At 68.3% G+C, this 18,972-nt stretch carries 14 protein-coding genes; 2 read left to right on the forward strand and 12 right to left on the reverse strand.

Annotated features, from left to right (window positions below; translation table 11 throughout):
• Position 1 precedes the first annotated feature (1 nt).
• From ACFQ27_RS05870 to ACFQ27_RS05895, 6 genes are all read right to left on the reverse strand, one after another.
• A complete protein-coding gene (locus tag ACFQ27_RS05870) occupies positions 2–1,939 on the reverse strand; it encodes a S9 family peptidase (protein ID WP_377352948.1) in 1,938 nt (645 codons plus the stop codon).
• 57 nt (positions 1,940–1,996) lie between these two features.
• The gene (locus ACFQ27_RS05875; RefSeq protein ID WP_377352949.1) at positions 1,997–2,959 is read right to left on the reverse strand and encodes an alpha/beta hydrolase; all 963 of its coding nucleotides are present in this window, start codon (positions 2,957–2,959) and stop codon (positions 1,997–1,999) included.
• A 79-nt stretch (positions 2,960–3,038) separates the two neighbouring features.
• Positions 3,039–5,180: a transglycosylase domain-containing protein gene (locus ACFQ27_RS05880; protein WP_377352950.1), complete on the reverse strand. Its 2,142-nt coding sequence runs from the start codon at positions 5,178–5,180 to the stop codon at positions 3,039–3,041.
• Between the two features lie 69 nt (positions 5,181–5,249).
• The gene (locus ACFQ27_RS05885) at positions 5,250–5,828 is read right to left on the reverse strand and encodes a hypothetical protein (protein ID WP_374348135.1); all 579 of its coding nucleotides are present in this window, start codon (positions 5,826–5,828) and stop codon (positions 5,250–5,252) included.
• 66 nt (positions 5,829–5,894) lie between these two features.
• Positions 5,895–8,048 (reverse strand): malate synthase G, encoded by a 2,154-nt coding sequence (locus tag ACFQ27_RS05890; protein ID WP_377352951.1) that lies wholly within the window; start codon positions 8,046–8,048, stop codon positions 5,895–5,897.
• A gap of 141 nt (positions 8,049–8,189) precedes the next feature.
• The gene (locus ACFQ27_RS05895; protein ID WP_374348139.1) at positions 8,190–9,593 is read right to left on the reverse strand and encodes a helix-turn-helix domain-containing protein; all 1,404 of its coding nucleotides are present in this window, start codon (positions 9,591–9,593) and stop codon (positions 8,190–8,192) included.
• Positions 9,594–9,758: 165 nt separating this feature from the next.
• Here ACFQ27_RS05895 and ACFQ27_RS05900 point away from each other — a divergent pair, with 165 nt between their 5' ends.
• Positions 9,759–11,357: an isocitrate lyase gene (locus ACFQ27_RS05900; protein ID WP_374348141.1), complete on the forward strand. Its 1,599-nt coding sequence runs from the start codon at positions 9,759–9,761 to the stop codon at positions 11,355–11,357.
• A gap of 194 nt (positions 11,358–11,551) precedes the next feature.
• Here the strand turns inward: ACFQ27_RS05900 and ACFQ27_RS05905 are convergent, their stop codons facing one another.
• The 3 genes from ACFQ27_RS05905 to ACFQ27_RS05915 form a co-directional block, all read right to left on the reverse strand.
• The gene (locus ACFQ27_RS05905) at positions 11,552–12,061 is read right to left on the reverse strand and encodes a GNAT family N-acetyltransferase (RefSeq protein WP_377352952.1); all 510 of its coding nucleotides are present in this window, start codon (positions 12,059–12,061) and stop codon (positions 11,552–11,554) included.
• A gap of 174 nt (positions 12,062–12,235) precedes the next feature.
• Positions 12,236–14,320 (reverse strand): PQQ-dependent dehydrogenase, methanol/ethanol family, encoded by a 2,085-nt coding sequence (locus tag ACFQ27_RS05910; RefSeq protein ID WP_374348420.1) that lies wholly within the window; start codon positions 14,318–14,320, stop codon positions 12,236–12,238.
• A 68-nt stretch (positions 14,321–14,388) separates the two neighbouring features.
• Entirely contained in the window at positions 14,389–15,042 is a 654-nt protein-coding gene (locus ACFQ27_RS05915; RefSeq protein ID WP_377352953.1) for a hypothetical protein, read from the reverse strand.
• A gap of 226 nt (positions 15,043–15,268) precedes the next feature.
• Here ACFQ27_RS05915 and ACFQ27_RS05920 point away from each other — a divergent pair, with 226 nt between their 5' ends.
• A complete protein-coding gene (locus ACFQ27_RS05920) occupies positions 15,269–16,747 on the forward strand; it encodes a sigma-54-dependent transcriptional regulator (protein WP_374348424.1) in 1,479 nt (492 codons plus the stop codon).
• A 134-nt stretch (positions 16,748–16,881) separates the two neighbouring features.
• On the opposite strand, the gene ACFQ27_RS05925 is transcribed toward ACFQ27_RS05920, so the two are convergent.
• The 3 genes from ACFQ27_RS05925 to ACFQ27_RS05935 form a co-directional block, all read right to left on the reverse strand.
• Entirely contained in the window at positions 16,882–18,021 is a 1,140-nt protein-coding gene (locus tag ACFQ27_RS05925; protein ID WP_377352954.1) for a glutathione S-transferase N-terminal domain-containing protein, read from the reverse strand.
• Between the two features lie 237 nt (positions 18,022–18,258).
• Positions 18,259–18,585 carry a hypothetical protein gene (locus tag ACFQ27_RS05930; protein WP_374348429.1) on the reverse strand — a complete coding sequence of 109 codons (327 nt, stop codon included), beginning with the start codon at positions 18,583–18,585 and terminating at the stop codon, positions 18,259–18,261.
• Complete coding sequence (locus ACFQ27_RS05935) at positions 18,582–18,845, reverse strand: DUF2312 domain-containing protein (RefSeq protein WP_374348432.1); 264 nt, start codon at positions 18,843–18,845, stop codon at positions 18,582–18,584. The genes ACFQ27_RS05930 and ACFQ27_RS05935 overlap by 4 nt, the downstream gene beginning before the upstream one ends.
• Positions 18,846–18,972 lie beyond the last annotated feature (127 nt).

The following is an 18,972-nucleotide window of genomic DNA, read 5'->3' on the forward strand; positions in this document are numbered from 1 at the left end:
CTCATTTGCCCTTGAGGTGCGCGTCCAGCCAATCCAGCGTGCGCTGCAAGGCGTCGATCTGGTTCTCCCGCTTCACGAACCCATGGCCCTCGGCGGGGTAGTACTTGGCTTCGACCGCGGCCCCAACGCTCTTCAGGGTCGCCACCACCTCTTCCGCCTGACCGCGAGGCACGCGGATGTCGTTGTCGCCCTGCAGCACCAAAAGCGGCGCCTTGGCGTTGCGGATGTAGGTCATGGGGGAGACCGCGTCATAGACCTTCTTGTCCTTGACCGGGTCGCCGATCAGGGAGCGCTGGTAGGCCTGCAGGGCGGCGTCCTCGTGCTTCAGCATCTCGTACCAGTTGATGATGCCGTACTGTGATACGGCGGCCGCCCAGACGTCCGGCGTCTTGCCGATGGCCATCAGCGTCATGAACCCGCCGTAGGAGCCGCCGGTGATGCCGATCCGCTTGGCGTCCACATAGCCGGTGGCGGCCAGGAACTTCGCGCCATAGACCTCGTCGATCAGGTCCATCCCGCCCAGGTCCTTGTGGTTGGCCAGCTGGAAGGCCTTGCCGTAGCCGGTCGAGCCGCGGACGTTGGGCAGGATCACCACATAGCCGCGCGAGGCGAGCGCCACGCCCAGCCGGCTGAACCGGTCCAGGGTCTGGCCGGTCGGGCCGCCATGGGGAATCACCACGCCCGGCGCGGTCCCGTCCCGCTTCAGGTTGAAGGGGGTGATCATCACCGCGCTGATGATGGTGCCGTCTTCGCTCTTGTAGTGGACGATCTGGGAGCTCGGCAGACGGCTGGCGTCCAGGCTCGCGAGGGCGAACTGGGTCAGCTTGCGGGGCGCCGCGGCGCCTGAGAGATCCGCCACCCAATAGTCGGTGGGCGTGTTCGCCGCGTCATGGACCACAAGCAGACGACCGTCCGCGGTCATGGGGTGGGCGCCGGCCGCGGCGTTGTAGCCCGGCGGCAGGCCCAGCCCGCGACTGGCGCCGGTGGCCAGGTCGACCACCGCCAGGTCGGTGCGGCCGTCGGCGTTGGTGGTCACCAGCACAGACCTGCCATCAGGGGTGAAGGCGTCCGCCGTCTGCTCCCAGGGCGTGGGGGCCAGCCAGCGATAGGCGCCGGCGGCGATCTCCAGCACCGCGGCCTGGAACTGGCCGGCCTTGGCGTCGGAGGAGACGGCGATCAGCTTGCCGTCGGCCGAGACATCCGAAGCCTGGATCATCGCCTTGGCCTTGGGATCGGTCAGCGACACCGCGGCCCCGCCCGCCAGCGGCACGCGCCAGACACCGCCCAGGGTGCGGCCCACATTGCGCCGGTTGGCGACCAGGTCCGTTCCCAGCCAGCCCACCGGCGACCAGGTGAAGTCCGGCGCCGCCTCCGCCGTCAGCACCCGCACCTTGCGGTCGGCCCAGCCCATCGCCGCCACATTGGCCCCGGCGTCGGCCTTGCGCTTCGCGGCGAAGGCCAGGGTCGCGCCATCCTTGGAGAACAGGGCCTCGGTCTCTGAAATGTCCGGCGTTTGGGTCAGGTTGACCACGTCGCCCCCGGCCACGGGCACGGCGTAGAGATCGTACATCTCGTCGCCGCCATGGTCGGCCTGAAAGACCACCCATTTGCCGTCCGGCGAGACCGCGAGGCCGCTCTGCCGGTCGTCGGACACGGTGAGCTGCACGGGCCAGCCGCCGGCGGCGTCCATGCGCCACAGATTGTAGCGGCCGGTCAGGTTGGTGGAGATCACCACCGACCTGCCGTCCGGGGTCCAGGCCGCGTCCAGACCGCCCCGGGTGAAGTAGAGGTCCGCCGCCGAGACCGGCGGGGCGGCGTTGGGGTTCTGGACCGAGACGACCGAGGCCGGATCGGTGACGCCGGTCGCGGGAGAGGGAACCGCCGCCTGGGCCGCGCCCGCGGCCAGGAACAGCCCAAGGGCTGGGATCTTTGTGCGCATGAAGGTCCCCCAGAAGTTGAAAGGGCGACCTTAGACACCGCGGGCCGCGCGGCAAGCTCAGTCGAGCAGGCCGCCTCGCTTCAGCCAGGCCAGCACCAGGTCAGGCCAAGCGGCCACAGGCTTGCCGACCGCGAAGCGCAGGCCAAATCCATGCGCGCCCTCCTGGAAGAAATGCGCCTCCACAGGGACCTTGGCCGCGCGCAGGGCCGCGAGCAGGCCGAGGCTGTTCTCCGGCGGGACGCTGGCATCGTCGAGCGCGTGGACCAGCATCACCGGAGGCGCATCTGGCCGCGCCAGGGCCTCCAGGGAATAGGCGCGCACCTGGTCCGACGCCGGCGCCTCGCCCAGCAGGTTGCGCCGCGAACCTTGGTGGGCGAAGGCCGCATCCATGGTCGCCACAGGATAGACCAGGATCGAGACGTCCGGCCGGGCCGAGACCTGGTCGGCCGCGTCGAGGGGCGCATAGACCGGCCGGTCGAAGGCGAGCGTCAGCATCCCCGCCACATGCCCGCCGGCCGAGAAGCCAATCACCCCCACGCGGTGCGGATCGACGGCGAATTCCGCCGCCCGGTAGCGGATCAGCCGCAGCGCCCGCTGGGCGTCCTGCAACGGCGCATCCGGCCCCGCCGCCCAGCCCTCCTGCGGCAGGCGATAGGTCATGACGAACACCGTGACGCCGGAGGCCGCCAACCGCTCGGCGGTCTCATAGCCCTCCTTGTCCATCACCACCCAGGCATAGCCCCCGCCTGGCGCCATCAACAGGGCCAGGCCGTTGGGGTGCTGGGGCCGAAACACCGTCAGGGTCGGCCGGGTCACGCCCTTGACGATCCGGTCGCGCAGATCAGCCGGCCCCTTGGCCCGCTCGACCACCTCTTCCTTCGCCGTCGCGTGCTCACCCCCCGGCGCCGCCCCAGGCCAGATCGAGATCAGCTCATGCCCAGGCGCGAACGGGCTCTCCCCCGCCAAAGCGGGCGTGGCGACCAGCAGCAACAACGCCAGAAGTCTGGAAACCGGTGTCATGGCGCTATGCTAGGCGCGAGGCGCCGGCGTGAAAACCCCGCCCGCTCATCCCCGCGCAGCGGGGATGAGCGGTGGAGGATCAGAACGGCGGGTCGGCGGGGGTGTCCTTGGGGGGTTCGGCGACCGCTTCGGCGGGGGGCTGGGCCAGGGGCTGGCCATCGGGGCCGAGCGGGACGTCCGCGCCGGGATCGGCGACCACCTCTTCGGCCGGGAGCTCTTCCTCCACCGGCGCAACCGGCTTCGGGTTGTCGCGGTTGACGGCGTAGGAGACGAACTCCTTCCAAATGCGCGCCGGCAGGCCGCCGCCGACCACGCCGTACATGGCGTCATTGTTGTCGTTGCCGACCCAGACACCGACCACCAGGTCCCCGACCCAGCCCACGAACAGGGCGTCGCGATAGTTCTGAGTGGTGCCGGTCTTGCCGAAGGCGCCGGGGATGGCGGCCTCGATGCCGGTGCCGCGCTGGGTGGCGGAGCTCAGCATCTGGCGCATGCCGGCCAGTTCGGCCTTGCCCAGCGGGCGCGGCCGCACCGGCGGGGTGAAGGTGGCCAGGCCGTGCGGGGTGATCGGCGCCTGGCCCGCGGCGATTGCGGCGTAGGCGGCGGTCAGGTCCACCAGGCTCATCGGCCCGGTGCCGAGCGCCAGGGTCAGGTCCTTGGGGATCTCCTCGCGGATGCCCAGCGAGCGGGCGGTGGCGATGATCGCGTCCGGCCCGATCTCCTTGGCGAGGCGCACGGCGGCCACATTGGACGAGCCGGCGAAGGCGGTGATCAGCGGCACCTCGCGCCCGGCGTACTTGCCCTCGTGATTCCGCGGCGTGTAGCCCGAGACCTGGACCGGGGCGTCCAGGATCGGGCTCATCGGCGTCATGCCCTTGCGCAGGGCCGCCAGGTAGACAAACAGCTTGAAGGACGAGCCCGGCTGGCGTTCGCCGTCGGCGCGGTTGAACTGGCTTTCCTTGTAGTCCTTGCCCCCCACCATCGCGACGACCCGGCCGTCAGGACGCATGGCCACCAGGGCGGCCTGGGTGACGTTCAGCATCCGCCCGTCCTGCTGAAGCTTGGTGCGGATGATCTTCTCGGCCTGGGCCTGCAGCTGGGGATCCAGGGTGGTCTTGATGATGGTCTCGCCGTACTGGCCGGCGGTCACCTCCCGGGCCTGGGGGATCACCCAGTCGGCGAAGTAGGAGCCGGTGGGCAGCTTTTTCGGCCCCGGCGCGATGGTCACGGACCGTGCGGCCCGCGCGGCCTGAGCCTTCGTGATCGCCCCGGTCTCGACCATGGCGTTCAGCACGACGCGCATGCGTTCGCGCGCGCCGTCCGGATTGACGCTGGGCGCCAGGCGCGAGGGCGCCTTGACCAGGCCCGCCAGCATGGCCGCCTCGCCGATGGAGAGATCCTCCGGCGACTTATTGAAATAGCGCTGCGAGGCCGCGCGCAGGCCGAACGCCCCTTCGCCGAAATAGACCGACGACAGGTAGCGCGAGAGGATCTCGTCCTTGCTCAGCCGCGTCTCGAGATAGAGGGCGATGAGGGCTTCCTGGGCCTTGCGCCGCAGGCTGCGCTTGTTGGTCAGGAAGGCGTTCTTGGCCAGCTGCTGGGTGATGGTCGAGCCGCCCTCGGCCACCCCGCCCGCCTGGGCGTTGGCCCGCACGGCGCGGATGATGCCCAGGGGATCGACGCCCATGTGCTTGTAGAACCGCCGGTCCTCGATGGCGACGAAGGCGTCAGGCACGGCCTTGGGCAGCTTGCGCGCATCGATCGGGGCTTCCTTGTAGGAGCCACGTTTGGCGATGGGCTGGCCGTTGTCGGCCACCAGGATCAGCACCGGGCTCGACAGGGGCTCCAGCGCCCGGTTGAGCGGCAGGGACCACAGGAGCGAGCCGATGATCGCCACGATCATCAGGAAGACGGCGGCGATCCCGGCCGTCACCTGCCAGCGCCGCTGCATCCAGACCGGGACGGGCTCAGCCTCTTCCCCCGGCGCCGTCTCGACGGCGGGCTCGGTCAGCTCTGCCTCTTCTGGCCCAGGCTCTTCGGCAGCAGACTCTTCGGCAGCGGGTTCTTCGGCGGCAGGAGCTTCTGACGCAGGCTCTTCCGTGACGGCCTCGTCCTCCGCCGCCTCAGCGCCCACGACCTCCGCCGTCACCTCGCCGTCGGGCGCATCGGCCTCGGGGGTCGGCTCGGTCTCAGGGGTTTCGGGCTCAACAGGATCGGACATACGTGTCGCCGTCTTTCGGAAGCCGGGTCCATATCACAGGCAGGCGCTGAGCCAAGCGGCGCAACAGGATCACGTCTTGGGCCACAGGCTGTCGGCCGCCGCCTGGGGCTCGCCTTTCAGGCCCCGACGCACCAGGGACAGGCCCTCCAGCTTGATCTCCGCCCCGCGCAGCAGGCGCGGGTGCAGGCTGTAGCCGAGCTGGTAGAGGGCGCGGTCCGTCTTCATCTGGCCGTCCTCGACGAAGACGGTCTGGATCGCCACCGGAACCCGGCCGGTCTCGGCCTTGGGCGACATCTTGCGCAGCGGACCGGCGATCCAACCGGCCTCGAGGCGCGGATTGCCCGTGGTCTCGACCTTGGCCTCGCGCAGGGCCTTGGGAAACCAGATGGCCTGGGTCTGGATCACCTGGCCCTCGGTCACCGCCTCGAGCTTCAGCCACGCGCCGTCGCCCTGCGGGCTGGCGGTCATCAGGAAGGCCTGGCGCCGCACGCTGGCCTCAGCTTCCGCCTCATGCGCCTTGGCCGCGGCCACGCGCTCGCGGTGCGTGTCCCAATAGCCCAGGGCGGCCACCACCAGGGCCAGCACACCGACGGCTTCCGCCAGGGTCAGCCAGCGGAACGGCGGCAGCTTTCGGGACGGCTCGCTCAAGTCAGGCTCCAGGCTCAACGGACGTGGTTAAGCCTAGGCCCGAACATCTTGGCTTTTTGTTGAAGCCTAGCCTTTCGCCAGCTCGGCCTTCCGCTCGCGACGGCGCCGCGTAAGGATGTGCTCGGTATAGCCGTTCGGCTGGGTGCGGCCTTCGAACACCAGGTCCAGTGCGGCCTGGAAGGCGATGGACTTGTCCGGGGCCGGGGCCATCGGGACATAGGCCGCGTCGTCGGCGTTCTGGGCGTCCACTACGGCGGCCATGCGCACCATGGTCTCGCGCACCTGGGCCTCGGTGCAGACCCCATGATGCAGCCAGTTGGCCATGTGCTGGCTGGAGATCCGCAGCGTGGCGCGGTCCTCCATCAGGCCCACATCGTGGATGTCCGGCACCTTGGAGCAGCCGACGCCCTGGTCGATCCAGCGGACCACATAGCCCAGGATCCCTTGGGCGTTGTTGTCCAGCTCCTGCTGCACGTCGGCCGGGCTCCAGTTGGACTTGGCCAGCGGCGGGGTGAGCAGTTCGTCCGTGCCGGTCTTGGTCCCCGAGGCGCCCATCTGGGCCTGCAGGGCGGGCACGTCGACCTCGTGATAGTGCAGGGCGTGCAGGGTCGCCGCCGTCGGCGACGGCACCCAGGCGGTGTTGGCCCCGGCCTTGGGATGGCCGACCTTGGCGGCCAGCATGTCCTTCATCATGTCCGGCGCGGCCCACATGCCCTTGCCGATCTGAGCCTTGCCGGGGAAGCCGGCGGCCAGGCCGATCTCGACATTGCGCTTCTCATAGGCCGGCAGCCAGGGCTCGGCCTTGATGGCGTCCTTGCGGGCCATGGGACCGGCTTCCATGGCGGTGTGGATCTCGTCGCCGGTGCGGTCCAGGAAGCCGGTGTTGATGAACACCACCCGGTCCTTGGCGGCGAAGATGCAGGCCTTCAGGTTGGCGCTGGTCCGGCGCTCCTCGTCCATGATGCCGAGCTTGACGGTGTTGCGCGTGAGGCCGAGCGCATCCTCGACCATGTCGAACAGCCGCACCGCCAGGGCCACCTCGTCGGGGCCGTGCATCTTCGGCTTCACCACATAGACCGAGCCCGCGCGGCTGTTGCGGCGCGCGCCCTTCAGGTCGTGCAGGGCGGCGGCCACGGTCACCAGGGCGTCGACGGCGGTCTCATAGACCGGCTGACCGTTCAGGGTGACCATGTCGGTCAGCATGTGGTGGCCGACATTGCGCACCAAGAGCAGGCTGCGGCCCTTCAGGGTCAGGCTCTTGCCGTCGGCGGTCTGATAGACCCGGTCTTCCTCCAGACGGCGGGTCTCGGTCTTGCCGCCCTTCTGGAAGCTGGCGGTCAGGTCGCCCTTCATCAGGCCCAGCCAGTTCCGATAGACGCCTGTCTTGTCTTCGGCGTCCACGGCGGCCACCGAGTCCTCGCAGTCCTGGATGGCGGTCAGGGCCGATTCCACCAACACGTCCGAGACACCGGCCGGATCGTCCTTGCCAATGTTGTGGGTGCGGTCGACCTGGATCTCCAGGTGCAGGCCGTTGTGCTTCAGGAGCACGCCGGCGGGCGCCTGCGCCTCGCCCAGCCAGCCGCCGAACTGGGCCGGATCGGCCAGGCCGGTGACGCCGCCATCCTTCAGGGTCACGGCCACCGCGCCGTCCGAAATCGCATAGCCGGTCGCGTCCGCGTGCGAGCCCTTGGCGAGCGGCGCGACACGGTCGAGCAGGGCCCGCCCATAGGCGATGACCTTGCCGCCACGGACCGGATCATAGCCTTTCACACCCGTCGGCGGCTCGAGCGCGTCGGTGCCATAGAGGGCGTCATACAGGCTGCCCCAGCGCGCATTGGCGGCGTTCAGGGCGTACCGGCCGTTAGAAACCGGCACCACCAGCTGCGGCCCGGCGATGCTGGCGATCTCGGGATCGACGTTTGCGACGTCGATCTGGAAGTCGGCCGGCTCGGGCAGGAGATAGCCGATCTCCTTCAGGAAGGCGGTCTCTTCGGCCACGTCCACCGGCTTGCCGCGGCGGGCGGTCCAGTAGGCGTCAACCTTTTGCTGAAGCTCGTCCCGGCGCGCCAGCAGGGCGGCGTTCTTCTCGCCGAACTCGGTGAGTACGGCCTCGAGCGCGGTCCAGAAGGCGTCCGCCGAAACCCCGGTCCCAGGGAGCAGGTCCTGCTCCACAAAGCTCTTCAGGAGATCGTCGACCGACAGGGCGCTGGAGATGTTCATTTCGCGTACCGAGCCTTCCAATAAGGTGACTTCCGGTCCCCAGGGCCAAGCCTGGAGGCGGTTTCTCGGCGCGCTTTACTGCACGGAAGCGGCTCCGTTGAAAGCCCCCCCTGCCCCAGAAATTTCACGCCACCGGGCGTCTCAGCTGTCCGAGAACCCGAACGGGGCGCCGGTGCGGCGGATATCATCAGGCAGGATCTGGCGCCCGATCGGCGGGGCCGAACGGGCCGTGCAGTCGAGCCGGTGGCACAGGCGACAGGTCACTCCGATGGGGGTCGAAAACTCCGGTCCCGGCCCACCCTGGGTGTAGATCAGCTTGGCCGCATGCTCCTCGGCGCAGCCGAGCGCGATGGCCCGTTCGACCTTGGTCGCCCCATAGGCGCCGCCGCCCGCCGTCACCGTCCGGGCGATGGAGAAGAACCTCTGGCCGTCGGGCAGCTCCAGCCACTGGGTGACAATCTGGCGCGGGGTCCGAAACGCCTGGTGCACGTTCCACAGGGGACAGCCGCCGCCGTGCCGGGCGAAAGGAAACCCCGCCCCGTCCAGGCGCTTGGAGACGTTGCCGGCCTCGTCGACCCGGATGAAGAAGAACGGAACCCGCTCCTGCCCCGGCTTCTGCAGGGTGGTCAGCCGGTGGGCGGTCTGTTCGAAGCTGCACCCGAACTGCCGGCCCAGGGCCTCGACGTCGTAGCGTCTGGTCTCCGCGGCCTTAGCGAAGGCCGAATAGGGCATCATCACCGCCGCCGCCGCGTAGGAGGCGAGCGCCCGCCGGGCCAGGCGCTCGCCGCTTTCGCTGGCGAAGTCTCCCTCGGCCACCAGGCCGTCGAGCTCGGCCCGCATCTCCAGATAGACCGCCTGCAGGGCCAGCTGGAACGCCTGGCTGGCGCTGTCCAGGCCATCGTCCAGCAGCACCTCCTTGCGGTGATGGTCCAGCCGGCGGATCGAGCCGACCAGGACCGCCGAGGGCAGGCGACGCACTTTCAGGCCATGCCGGGCGCGGAAATAGCCGGGCAGGCCCTCGTACTCCGCCGCCCGCTGGGCCAGCCGCTCGGCGGCGTCGTCCAGCAGGGGGAAGCTGTTGCGGCGCGCGGCCAGGAACCGGCGGCTCTCGGCCACCGGGTCATTGGCCTCGGCGTCGGGATCCAGCCGGTCCGCGCCCTTGTCGGCCAGAGCCAGCTGCTCCTCGCGATAGGCGGTGTAGAGCCTAAGCAAGGCCTCGGTGACGCCGGGAAAATTGGTGCTGATGTCGGACAGCTCGACGCTCGGCAGGTCGAGGTCGGCGAACATCGGGTCCTTGAGCAACGAGGCCAGCCTGGCGGTCTCGTCGTCTCCCCCGCCCCCCAGGAAGCCCTTCAGGTCCAGGTCGTAGGCCTGGGCCAGCCGGGCCAGCATCTGGCCGGACAGGGGCCGGTGATTGCGCTCCAGGAGGGCGACATAGGAGGCTGAGACCTCCAGGTGGGCCGCCATGTCCGCCTGGGTCAGGCCGCGTTCACGGCGCAGGCGCCGCAATCTGGGGCCGGCATAGAGGCCGCGCTCTCGGGGCATTAACCGAAACTCCTTGTAGAGTCTCGACCTTACAACATTACAGCACTTTTCTGTAAAGTTTTACAATCGCACTTCAGGCCGGCTTCCGCCCCTCAGGCGAGGCGCGTACGCACCCGGCCAACGCGCCGGGCTGCAGTCCGCCCGGGCAAGCAGTGGAAGAGATCCATGGCCTATCAAGATCACATCATCGAGATGGACACCCTCATCAAGGCCAACAAGGCCCCGTGGGAAGGCATCAGCGCCGAGTCCGTGGCCCGCATGCGCCTGCAGAACCGGTTCAAGACCGGCCTGGAGATCGCCAAGTACACCGCCGACATCATGCGCAAGGACATGGCGGCCTATGACGCCGACCCGGCCAACTACACCCAGTCGCTGGGCTGCTGGCACGGCTTCGTCGCCCAGCAGAAGCTGATCTCGATCAAGAAGCACTTCGGCACCACCAAGCAGCGCTACATCTACCTGTCGGGCTGGATGGTCGCGGCCCTGCGCTCCGAGTTCGGCCCGCTGCCGGACCAGTCGATGCACGAGAAGACCTCGGTCCCGGCCTTGATCTCGGAAATCTACACCTTCCTGAAGCAAGCCGACGCCCGTGAGCTGGGCGGCCTGTTCCGCGACCTCGACGCCGCGCGCGCCGCTGGCGACAAGGCCAAGGAAGCCAAGCTGATCGACGCGATCGACAACTACGAAACCCACGTCGTTCCGATCATCGCCGACATCGACGCCGGTTTCGGCAACGCTGAAGCGACCTACCTGCTGGCCAAGAAGATGATCGAAGCCGGCGCCTGCGCCCTGCAGATCGAAAACCAGGTGTCCGACGAAAAGCAGTGCGGCCACCAGGACGGCAAGGTGACCGTGCCGCACGAGGACTTCCTCGCGAAGATCCGCGCCCTGCGCTACGCCTTCCTCGAAATGGGCGTCGACAACGGCATCATCGTCGCCCGCACCGACTCGCTCGGCGCCGGCCTGACCAAGCAGATCGCCGTCAGCCACACCCCGGGCGACATCGGCGACAAGTACAACAGCTTCCTGGACTGCGAAGAGATCTCGCCCGCCGACATGAAGAACGGCGACGTGGTCCTGAACCGCGGCGGCAAGCTGCTGCGTCCGAAGCGCCTGCCGTCCAACCTGTTCCAGTTCCGTGAAGGCACCGGCGCCGACCGTTGCGTGCTCGACTGCATCACCTCGCTGCAGAACGGCGCCGACCTGCTGTGGATCGAAACCGAAAAGCCGCACATCGAGCAGATCGCCTCGATGGTGGACCGGATCCGCGAAGTCGTCCCGAACGCCAAGCTGGCCTACAACAACTCGCCGTCCTTCAACTGGACCCTGAACTTCCGCCAGCAGGTGTTCGACGCCTGGAAGTCGGCCGGCAAGGACGTCTCGGCCTATGACCGCGAAAAGCTGATGAGCGTCGATTACGACGACACCGATCTGGCGGCCGAAGCCGACGACAAGATCCGCACCTTCCAACGGGATGCGGCCAAGCGCGCGGGCATCTTCCACCACCTGATCACCCTGCCGACCTACCACACCGCGGCCCTGTCGACCGACAACCTGGCCAAGGAATACTTCGGCGAGGCCGGCATGCTCGGCTACGTGGCCGGCGTCCAGCGCAAGGAAATCCGTCAGGGCATCGCCTGCGTGAAGCACCAGAACATGTCGGGCTCCGACATCGGCGACGACCACAAGGAATACTTCGCCGGCGAAGCGGCCCTGAAGGCCGGCGGCGTCCACAACACGATGAACCAGTTCGAAGCGATCTGATCCATCGACACCTAGACGGAAACGGCCCGGGAGCGATCCCGGGCCGTTTTTGTTTGCCCCCCGCCGCTCATCCCCGCGAAGGCGGGGATCCAAGCTGAATGTCCGTCAACTCGGCGTCGTGAGGCTCGCTCAGTATGGATCCCCGCCTTCGCGGGGATGAGCGGAGTATGGGGTGGGAGTTAGAGGCCGAGGGCTTACACCCCCACCGAAAACAACAGCACCGGCCCGTGCCAGACCTCGTCCGCAACGTCCACCTCGCGGATCTCCGACACCCCCGGACAGGTCGCCACGGCCTTGCGCCAGAAGGCCAGGGCCGCGCCATTGGTGCGCGCCACCGCCGCCTCCCAGCGGCCGGGCCAGCGTCGAAAGATCGTCTGCGCCGCCGCCAGGCCCACCCCCGCGCGGCGATGCTTCCGCACCACGAAGAACTCGGCCATCGCCCGATCGAGCGGGACGCCGGCATGGGAGAAGCTGTTCAGAAGCGCGAACCCGGCCAGATGGCCGTTCACGCGGATCAGCAGAGGAACGCGATCCTCGTCGCGCCAGTAGCTCGCCAGGTGCGGATAGTCCTCGAACCGGCCATCGTCGCCCAACTCGCCATCATCCCGCCCCGCCCACTGCTCCGAGAAGTCGTGGATATAGAGCTGGAACAGGTTCTCCAGGATCGGCCGCTCCTCGGGCCGGGCGATGTCTAGGCTGAGCATTCCAATATCCTCCTTCTCCCCTTGTGGGAGAAGGTGTCAGCGGAGCTGACGGATGAGGGGTCGCGCCGCCTTATCCGTCAGTCCCGCCAACCTGCGAGGTCTGAGAGACCCCTCATCCGACCTGGCTCCGCCAGGCCACCTTCTCCCACAAGGGGAGAAGGCTACAGGCATACCTTACTGCGCCGCCTGGGACTTCTTCGCCTCGCTGATGATGTAGGCGCGGATGTCCTCGGCGTCCTTCACCGACAGGGTCTTGGCGAAGCTGACCATGCCGTTGGCCTTGCGGGCCCCGTCGATCACCACCGATTTGAAGTTGTCGGCGGACACGATCATCTGGGACTTCTTCAGGTCCGGCAGATAGGCGCCCGAGGCGTTCGGGCCGTGGCAGACCTGGCAGTTCTCATGGAACCGCGCGAAGCCGGCCTTGGCGTCGCCCGCCGAGCTCACCCCGGTCAGGTCAAGGGCGGGAACCTCGTCGATCTCATAGGCCGGCTGGGTCGCCTTGCCGCCCAGCTTGAAGACCATCAGGCGGCCCGGCAGGCGCTGCTGGTTGCCCAGGAGGACCGAGGCCGAGACCGGCCCGCCGCCGCCGTAGCCGACCAGGATGGCCACGTACTGCTCGCCGTCGATCTCATAGGTGGACGGGGCGGCGATGACGCCGTTGGTGGTCTTGTACTCCCACAGCACCTTGCCGTTGGCGGCGTCGTAGGCGACGAACTTGCCCTCGGCCGCGCCCTGGAAGACCAGGCCGCCCGCCGTCGACATGATGCCGGCGTTCCAGAAGTAGGGATGCTCCACCGTCCAGCGGGGCTTCTGGGCCACGGGGTCCCAGGCCACCAGCAGGCCGCGGTTCATGGCCTTGATGGCCGCCAGCGTCGCCTTGTCGTCCGGCAGGGCGTTGGCCAGGAGGTTGGTGCCGACGTTCCAGCCGTTCGGATTGTACTTGAACTCGCCGATATTGGTGTAGGCGAAGGGCGAGGCCTGGGCCGGGATATAGACCAGGCCCGTCTGCTGGCTGTAGCTCATCGGGTGCCAGTTGTGGGCGCCCAGCGGACCCGGGAACTGCATGGACGGGGCGTCCTTGTAGCGGGCCCCGGGGGTTTCGATGGGCCGGCCGGTCTTCATGTCGACGCCGGTGGTCCAGGTCTGGGGCGCATAGCCCTTGGCCGAGATCAGCTTACCCGTCGCCCGGTCGATCACGTAGAAGAAGCCGTTCTTGGGCGCCTGCATCAGGGCCTTGACCGGCTTACCCTCGATCTTCAGGTCGGCCAGGATGATGTGCTGGGTCGCGGTGTAGTCCCAGCTTTCGCCGGGTGTCGTCTGATAGTGCCAGACGTACTCGCCGGTGTCCGGCTTCAGGGCCAGGATGGACGAGACGAACAGGTTGTCGCCCTTGCCCTCGGAACGCTTCAGGTGGTTCCAGGGCGTGCCGTTGCCGACGCCGAAATAGACGATGTCCAGGTCCGGGTCATAGGCCATGGAGTCCCAGACCGTCGCGCCGCCGCCCGTCTGCTTCCAGACGTCGCCGAACCAGGTGCCGGCGGCCTTCTCGGCCATGATCTTGTCGCTGGCCGCGCCGTCGGGTTTCCCCTGCGGATTCGGAGCCGTGTAGAAGCGCCAGACCATCTTGCCGGTGTTGACGTCATAGGCGCTGACATAGCCGCGCACGCCGTACTCGGCGCCGCCGTTGCCGATCAGCACCTTGTCCTTCACCACGCGCGGAGCGCCGGTGATGGTGTAGGGCTTGGAGGTGTCGGTGGTCTGGACCGACCAGACCTGCTTGCCGGTCGCGGCGTCGAGGGCGATCAGGCGACCGTCGAGCGCGCCCACATAGACCTTGCCCTTCCAGACGGCGACGCCGCGGTTGACCACGTCGCAGCAGGCGTCCACCGCCTTGCCGCCGTCGACCTTGGGATCAAAGGCCCACTTCTGGGCGCCGGTCTTGGCGTCCAGCGCATAGACCTTGGACCAGGCGGTGGAGACATACATCACCCCGTCCACCACCACCGGCGTCGCCTCCTGGCCGCGGTTGGTGTCGAACTCATGATACCAGGCCAGGCCCAGCTGGTTGACGTTGCCGGTATTGATCTTGGTCAGCGGGCTGTAGCGCTGTTCGTCATAGGTCCGGCCGACGGCCAGCCATTCGCCATCGGCGGTCGCCTTGGCGAGGCGCGCGCCATCCACATTGCCCGCCTTGGGGCTGCAGGCGGCGAGGGCCGCGGTCACGGCGACCGCGAGGACAAGCTTGGTGATCTTCAATGGAGCCTCCCGACGGCCGTCAGTGCGGCCTTGGGCGGCACTATGCCCCTAAGCCCCTCTCGCGCAACCTATGACGTGGCGGCAGTCGAACGCCGATCCGCCAGCCAGGCCAGGACCGTGGTCACCAGGTAGGCGATGAGGGCCGTGCGGCCAAAGCCTGCGGGGTCGCCGCTGCCCGGTAGGACCAGGGCCACGATCTGCAGAGCAATCAGGAAGGTCGTGAACCCCAGCACCGGCGCCAGGCTCTGGCCCAGCTGTCCGCGCCGCCAGCCCCAGGCCGCGGCGCCCAGCCCCAAAAGGCCCATCTCCAGGGCTTCCTCAGGCACGGGATAGTTCCACAGGCCAAAGCCCACCTTGTCGCCGCCGAACCAGAGCTCCAGGTCCGGCCGGTGGACAGCCAGGTCCCCCAGCCAGTGCGAAAAGGCCACCAGCCCGACCATGACCGCCGCCGCGCGCGGCAGCTTCAGCAGGAGGCCGACCGCCACCGCCGCCGCCAGCGACCACAGCACCGCCGCCGGCAGGCTGTGGGTCCAGGGCATGTGCTCCAGCACCAGGGGACTGCCCGGCAGGCTCTCGTCCAGCCGCAGCCGCTCCACCCCCGCCATCACCAGCCCGGACCATGCGATGTCCACCAGCTGGGCCGCGCCCACATAGGTCCACAGCGGCGCCCGCGGCTCCACAGCCTTGGCGGCCAGCGCCGCCGCATAGTGCCCCACAAACATGGAAGCCCCCTCCCCCGTCCTATGACGAGAGTGAGCGCCCCCAAGGCCAAGCTGGCAAGTCCCCCATTCCGCTCACCCCCGCCTAGGCAAGCCCCGCCCGTTAACCCCTGACTCAGGTCTCCGAAACCCCGCCTTTACCCCGGACCTGTATCAATCCGCGACATAACGAGCCTCATCCCGGGGTCATCCCGGCAGATGAGCGTCCAGTCCAGGTGGGTGTCTTCATATGGCCAAAACGGTCCTCGTCGTCGATGACGACCCGACTCAACGCAGGCTGATCCAGGCGGTCCTGGAGCGCGAAGGGTTCACCGTCGCCCACGCCGAAAACGGCGACCAGGCGATCGGCAAGCTGACCTCCGGCTCGGCCTGCGACCTCATTCTGCTGGACCTGGTCATGCCGGGCCTGTCGGGCCAGGACACGCTCAAGGAAATCCGCACCCGCGGCTTCTCCCAGCCGGTGATCGTGGTCACCGCGACCGGCGGCATCGACACGGTGGTCAAGGCCATGCAGGCCGGCGCCTGCGACTTCTTCATCAAGCCGGCGGCGCCGGAGCGGATCATCGTCTCGATCCGCAATGCGCTGTCCATGGGCGACCTGAAGGGCGAGGTTGAGCGCCTCAAGAAGCACGCCGGCGGCCGCTTCACCTTCGCCGACATGGTCGGAACCTCGGCCCCCATGCAGATGGTCAAGCGCCTGGGCGAGCGGGCGGCCAAGTCGTCCATCCCCATCCTGATCACCGGTGAGAGCGGGGTCGGCAAGGAAGTGATCGCCCGCGCCGTCCACGGCTCTTCCGACCGCGCCGGCAAGCCCTTCGTCGCCGTGAACTGCGGCGCCATCCCCGAGAATCTCGTGGAATCGATCCTGTTCGGCCACGAGAAGGGCAGCTTCACCGGCGCCACCGACAAGCACCTGGGCAAGTTCCAGGAGGCCAATGGCGGCACCCTGTTCCTGGACGAGGTCGGCGAGCTGCCCCTGGACATCCAGGTCAAGCTGCTGCGCGCCCTGCAGGAGAGCGAGATCGACCCGATCGGGGCCAAGCGCTCGGTCAAAGTCGACGTGCGCATCGTCTCGGCCACCAACCGTGACCTGGCGACCGCCGTGAAGGACGCCCGGTTCCGCGAGGACCTGTTCTATCGCCTGAACGTCTTCCCGATCGAGGCGCCGGCCTTGCGCGAACGTCGCGAGGACATCCCGGCCCTGGTCGAGCACTTCGTCCGCCGCTTCAATGTCGAGGAAGGCAAGGCCGTGGCCGGCGCCTCGGCCGAGACCCTGGCCCTGCTCACCGGCTTCGACTGGCCGGGCAATGTCCGCCAGCTGGAGAACGCGGTCTACCGCGCCATCGTGCTGGCCGACGCGCCCTATCTGCAGCCCTACGACTTCCCGGCCATCTCCGGCGTCGCCGCGCCCCTGCCTGAGGCGGTGGCCGCTGTCAGCCACGCCCCGCCCCCGGCGATGGGCGAGCTGCTGGACGAGATCCCGAAGGACGCCCCCGTGCGCATTCTCGACGGGCGCGGCCACCTGCGCACGCTCGAGGACATCGAGCGCGACCTGATCCAGCTGGCCATCGAGATCTATGCCGGCCACATGAGCGAGGTGGCGCGCCGCCTCGGCATCGGCCGCTCGACCCTCTATCGCAAGGTCCGCGAACAGGGCCTCGAGGACCTGGTCAAGGGCGGCGAAGCGGCCGACGAAGCCGCGGCCTGATAAGCTATGTCATCCCGGAAAGCGTACAGCGCTTATCCGGGACCCATACGCGCGGGATTATCCGGATGAATCTGTGCCTATGGGTCCCGGCTCTCCGCTTCGCTGCGGCCGGGATGACACCCTAGGTCTCGGCCCTAGCTCCCCCAGACCTCGCGGTTGTCCGCTCGCTCGACGCGGCGGACGGGCTTCAGCTCGACCATCCGCGACAGCCCCGTCTCAGCCATCAGGGCGGCGGCGCGGGCCTGGTCGGCCGGCGCCATGGCGTCAAAGGCGTCCTGCACCTTCTGCAGCAGCCAGACGCGGTAGGGGAACACCCCCACGGTCAGCTTCACCCCGCGCCAATCAAACTCGGTGAAGCCGATCACCCGCTGGCCGGGCCGCCCGCCGATCACCGCGCCGGCCTCGACCTCGGGCGCGCCAGCCGCTGCGTTGAAGAAGGCCATGAAGGCCTCGACCTCGGGCAGGTAGTCCTCGGCCACGTAGGACAACAGCGCTTTCACCGTGTCCGGCACCGCGTCGCCCTCCACCAGCGCCTGCGCCACCTCGCCATACTCGCCGGCGTCCTGGTTCGGCGCATACATCCGCTCCACCCAGCGCCAGACCCGCCAGGCGGTGGTCTTCATCAGGGTCGCCGGATGCGGGTCGCGGGCCAGGTGGGCGTGCAGTGGGGCGAACAGCCCGTAGTCGCCCAGGCTCGGCGCCCCGCCCAACAGGTAGGGCTGGGTCTCCAGGTGCGCCTCGAACAGCTTCAGGAACTGGGCGTAGGAGGCCTCGATCAGCGGCGCGCTGTCGGCGTTCACCCCGAAGATCCGCGCGGCCTGGCGCATCCGCCCGCTGGAGGCCGCGAACGACTCGGCCCGCGCGGCGGCGTCGCCGCCCAGCACCATCGGCCCGGTGAAATCCTGGGACAGGAAGGGAATGTTCTCGGCGTCGAAGTTCCAGCGATAGTGCATGGCCGGCCTGACCATCCCCTCGCCGCCGAACAGCTCGAAGATCAGCCCCACCAGCCGCTGCACCGGCCCGCCCGCATAGGCGGGCAGCCGCGCGAGGCCTGCAGCCTCGCCATAGGCGATGATGTCGGAGCCGTCCTGGATGAAGCGACCGTCCGGAGTTTCCAGCACCGGGATGATCCAGCGCCCGATGCTCTTACGCGCCTCATCGAACCGCGGATGGCTGGGCGCCCGCTCCTCGAAGTCGATCCGCTGCTTGCGCAGATAGGCCCTGGCCTTGCCGGAATAGAGCGAACCCGGCATCGCGTAGAGATAGTGGGTCATCGAGGGCCTCCCTTATATTGGCGTTCTACGTGCCATTAAGGGGCGCGACAATGACCACCCGCCACACGGCCGCCGTCCCGCTAGCTAAGAAGGACCGCAAAGGACACGAAGGCGCGCTATGCGCGCGAGCTGAACCCTGGCGCGGCCTGGGCCCACAAAGACGCCCTTTGTGTTCTTTGCTGTCTTAGTGGCCTTTGTGTCCTGTCAGTGCGAGATGAAGCCCAACCCACTCTCGGGCTACTCGCTGTCCTCCCCCTCCGCCTCAGGCTTGCGCCCACGCCGCATCGGCCGGCGAGGCGGCTTGTCCTCGCCCTTGGCCTTGGCGGTGATTTCCTTGAGCTTGCGGTGCTGCATGGCCGATAGGGCCTGGCCGGGCGCGCCCTTCTCGGGATCTCCGAAGGCGCGGCCATAGGTCTTCACCCGGTCCTCGACCGAGCCCAGGAATTCACCTTCCCAGTCGGAGAGCTTCACGCCCGCGCGGTCCGCCTGGCGGCGCGCGCGGCGCAAGGCGTTCAGGGCCGCGCGCTTGGCGGCGGCCTTCTGGTCTGGCGGGCCGCGCTTCAAACCTCTCCGAGCGCCGACAGGTACAGGTCGAGGATGGCCTCTTCCTCCTGCCGCTTGGCCCGGTCCTGCTTGCGCAGGCGCACCACCTTGCGCAGCACCTTGACGTCGAAGCCGTTGCCCTTGGCCTCGGCGAACACTTCCTTGATCTGCTCGGCGATCTCGGACTTCTCCAGCTCGAGCCGTTCGATGCGCTCGATGATGCTCTTCAGCTGCGACTGGGCGGTCGAGTTCATCACATCGATGTGGCCGGCGTCGTCCATGGAAAGGAGCCTCTTTGAAGGTCTGGGCAGGGGCGCGGAACCTAGCCGCGAGGGCCTCGCCTGTCATGCGAGAAAAACGCGTCTCAAGGCGTGACAGCCGAAAGTGGCCGCCGGCCTCGGCAGCCCT

This window comes from Phenylobacterium conjunctum (assembly GCF_042679085.1).
Taxonomy (GTDB): domain Bacteria; phylum Pseudomonadota; class Alphaproteobacteria; order Caulobacterales; family Caulobacteraceae; genus Phenylobacterium; species Phenylobacterium conjunctum.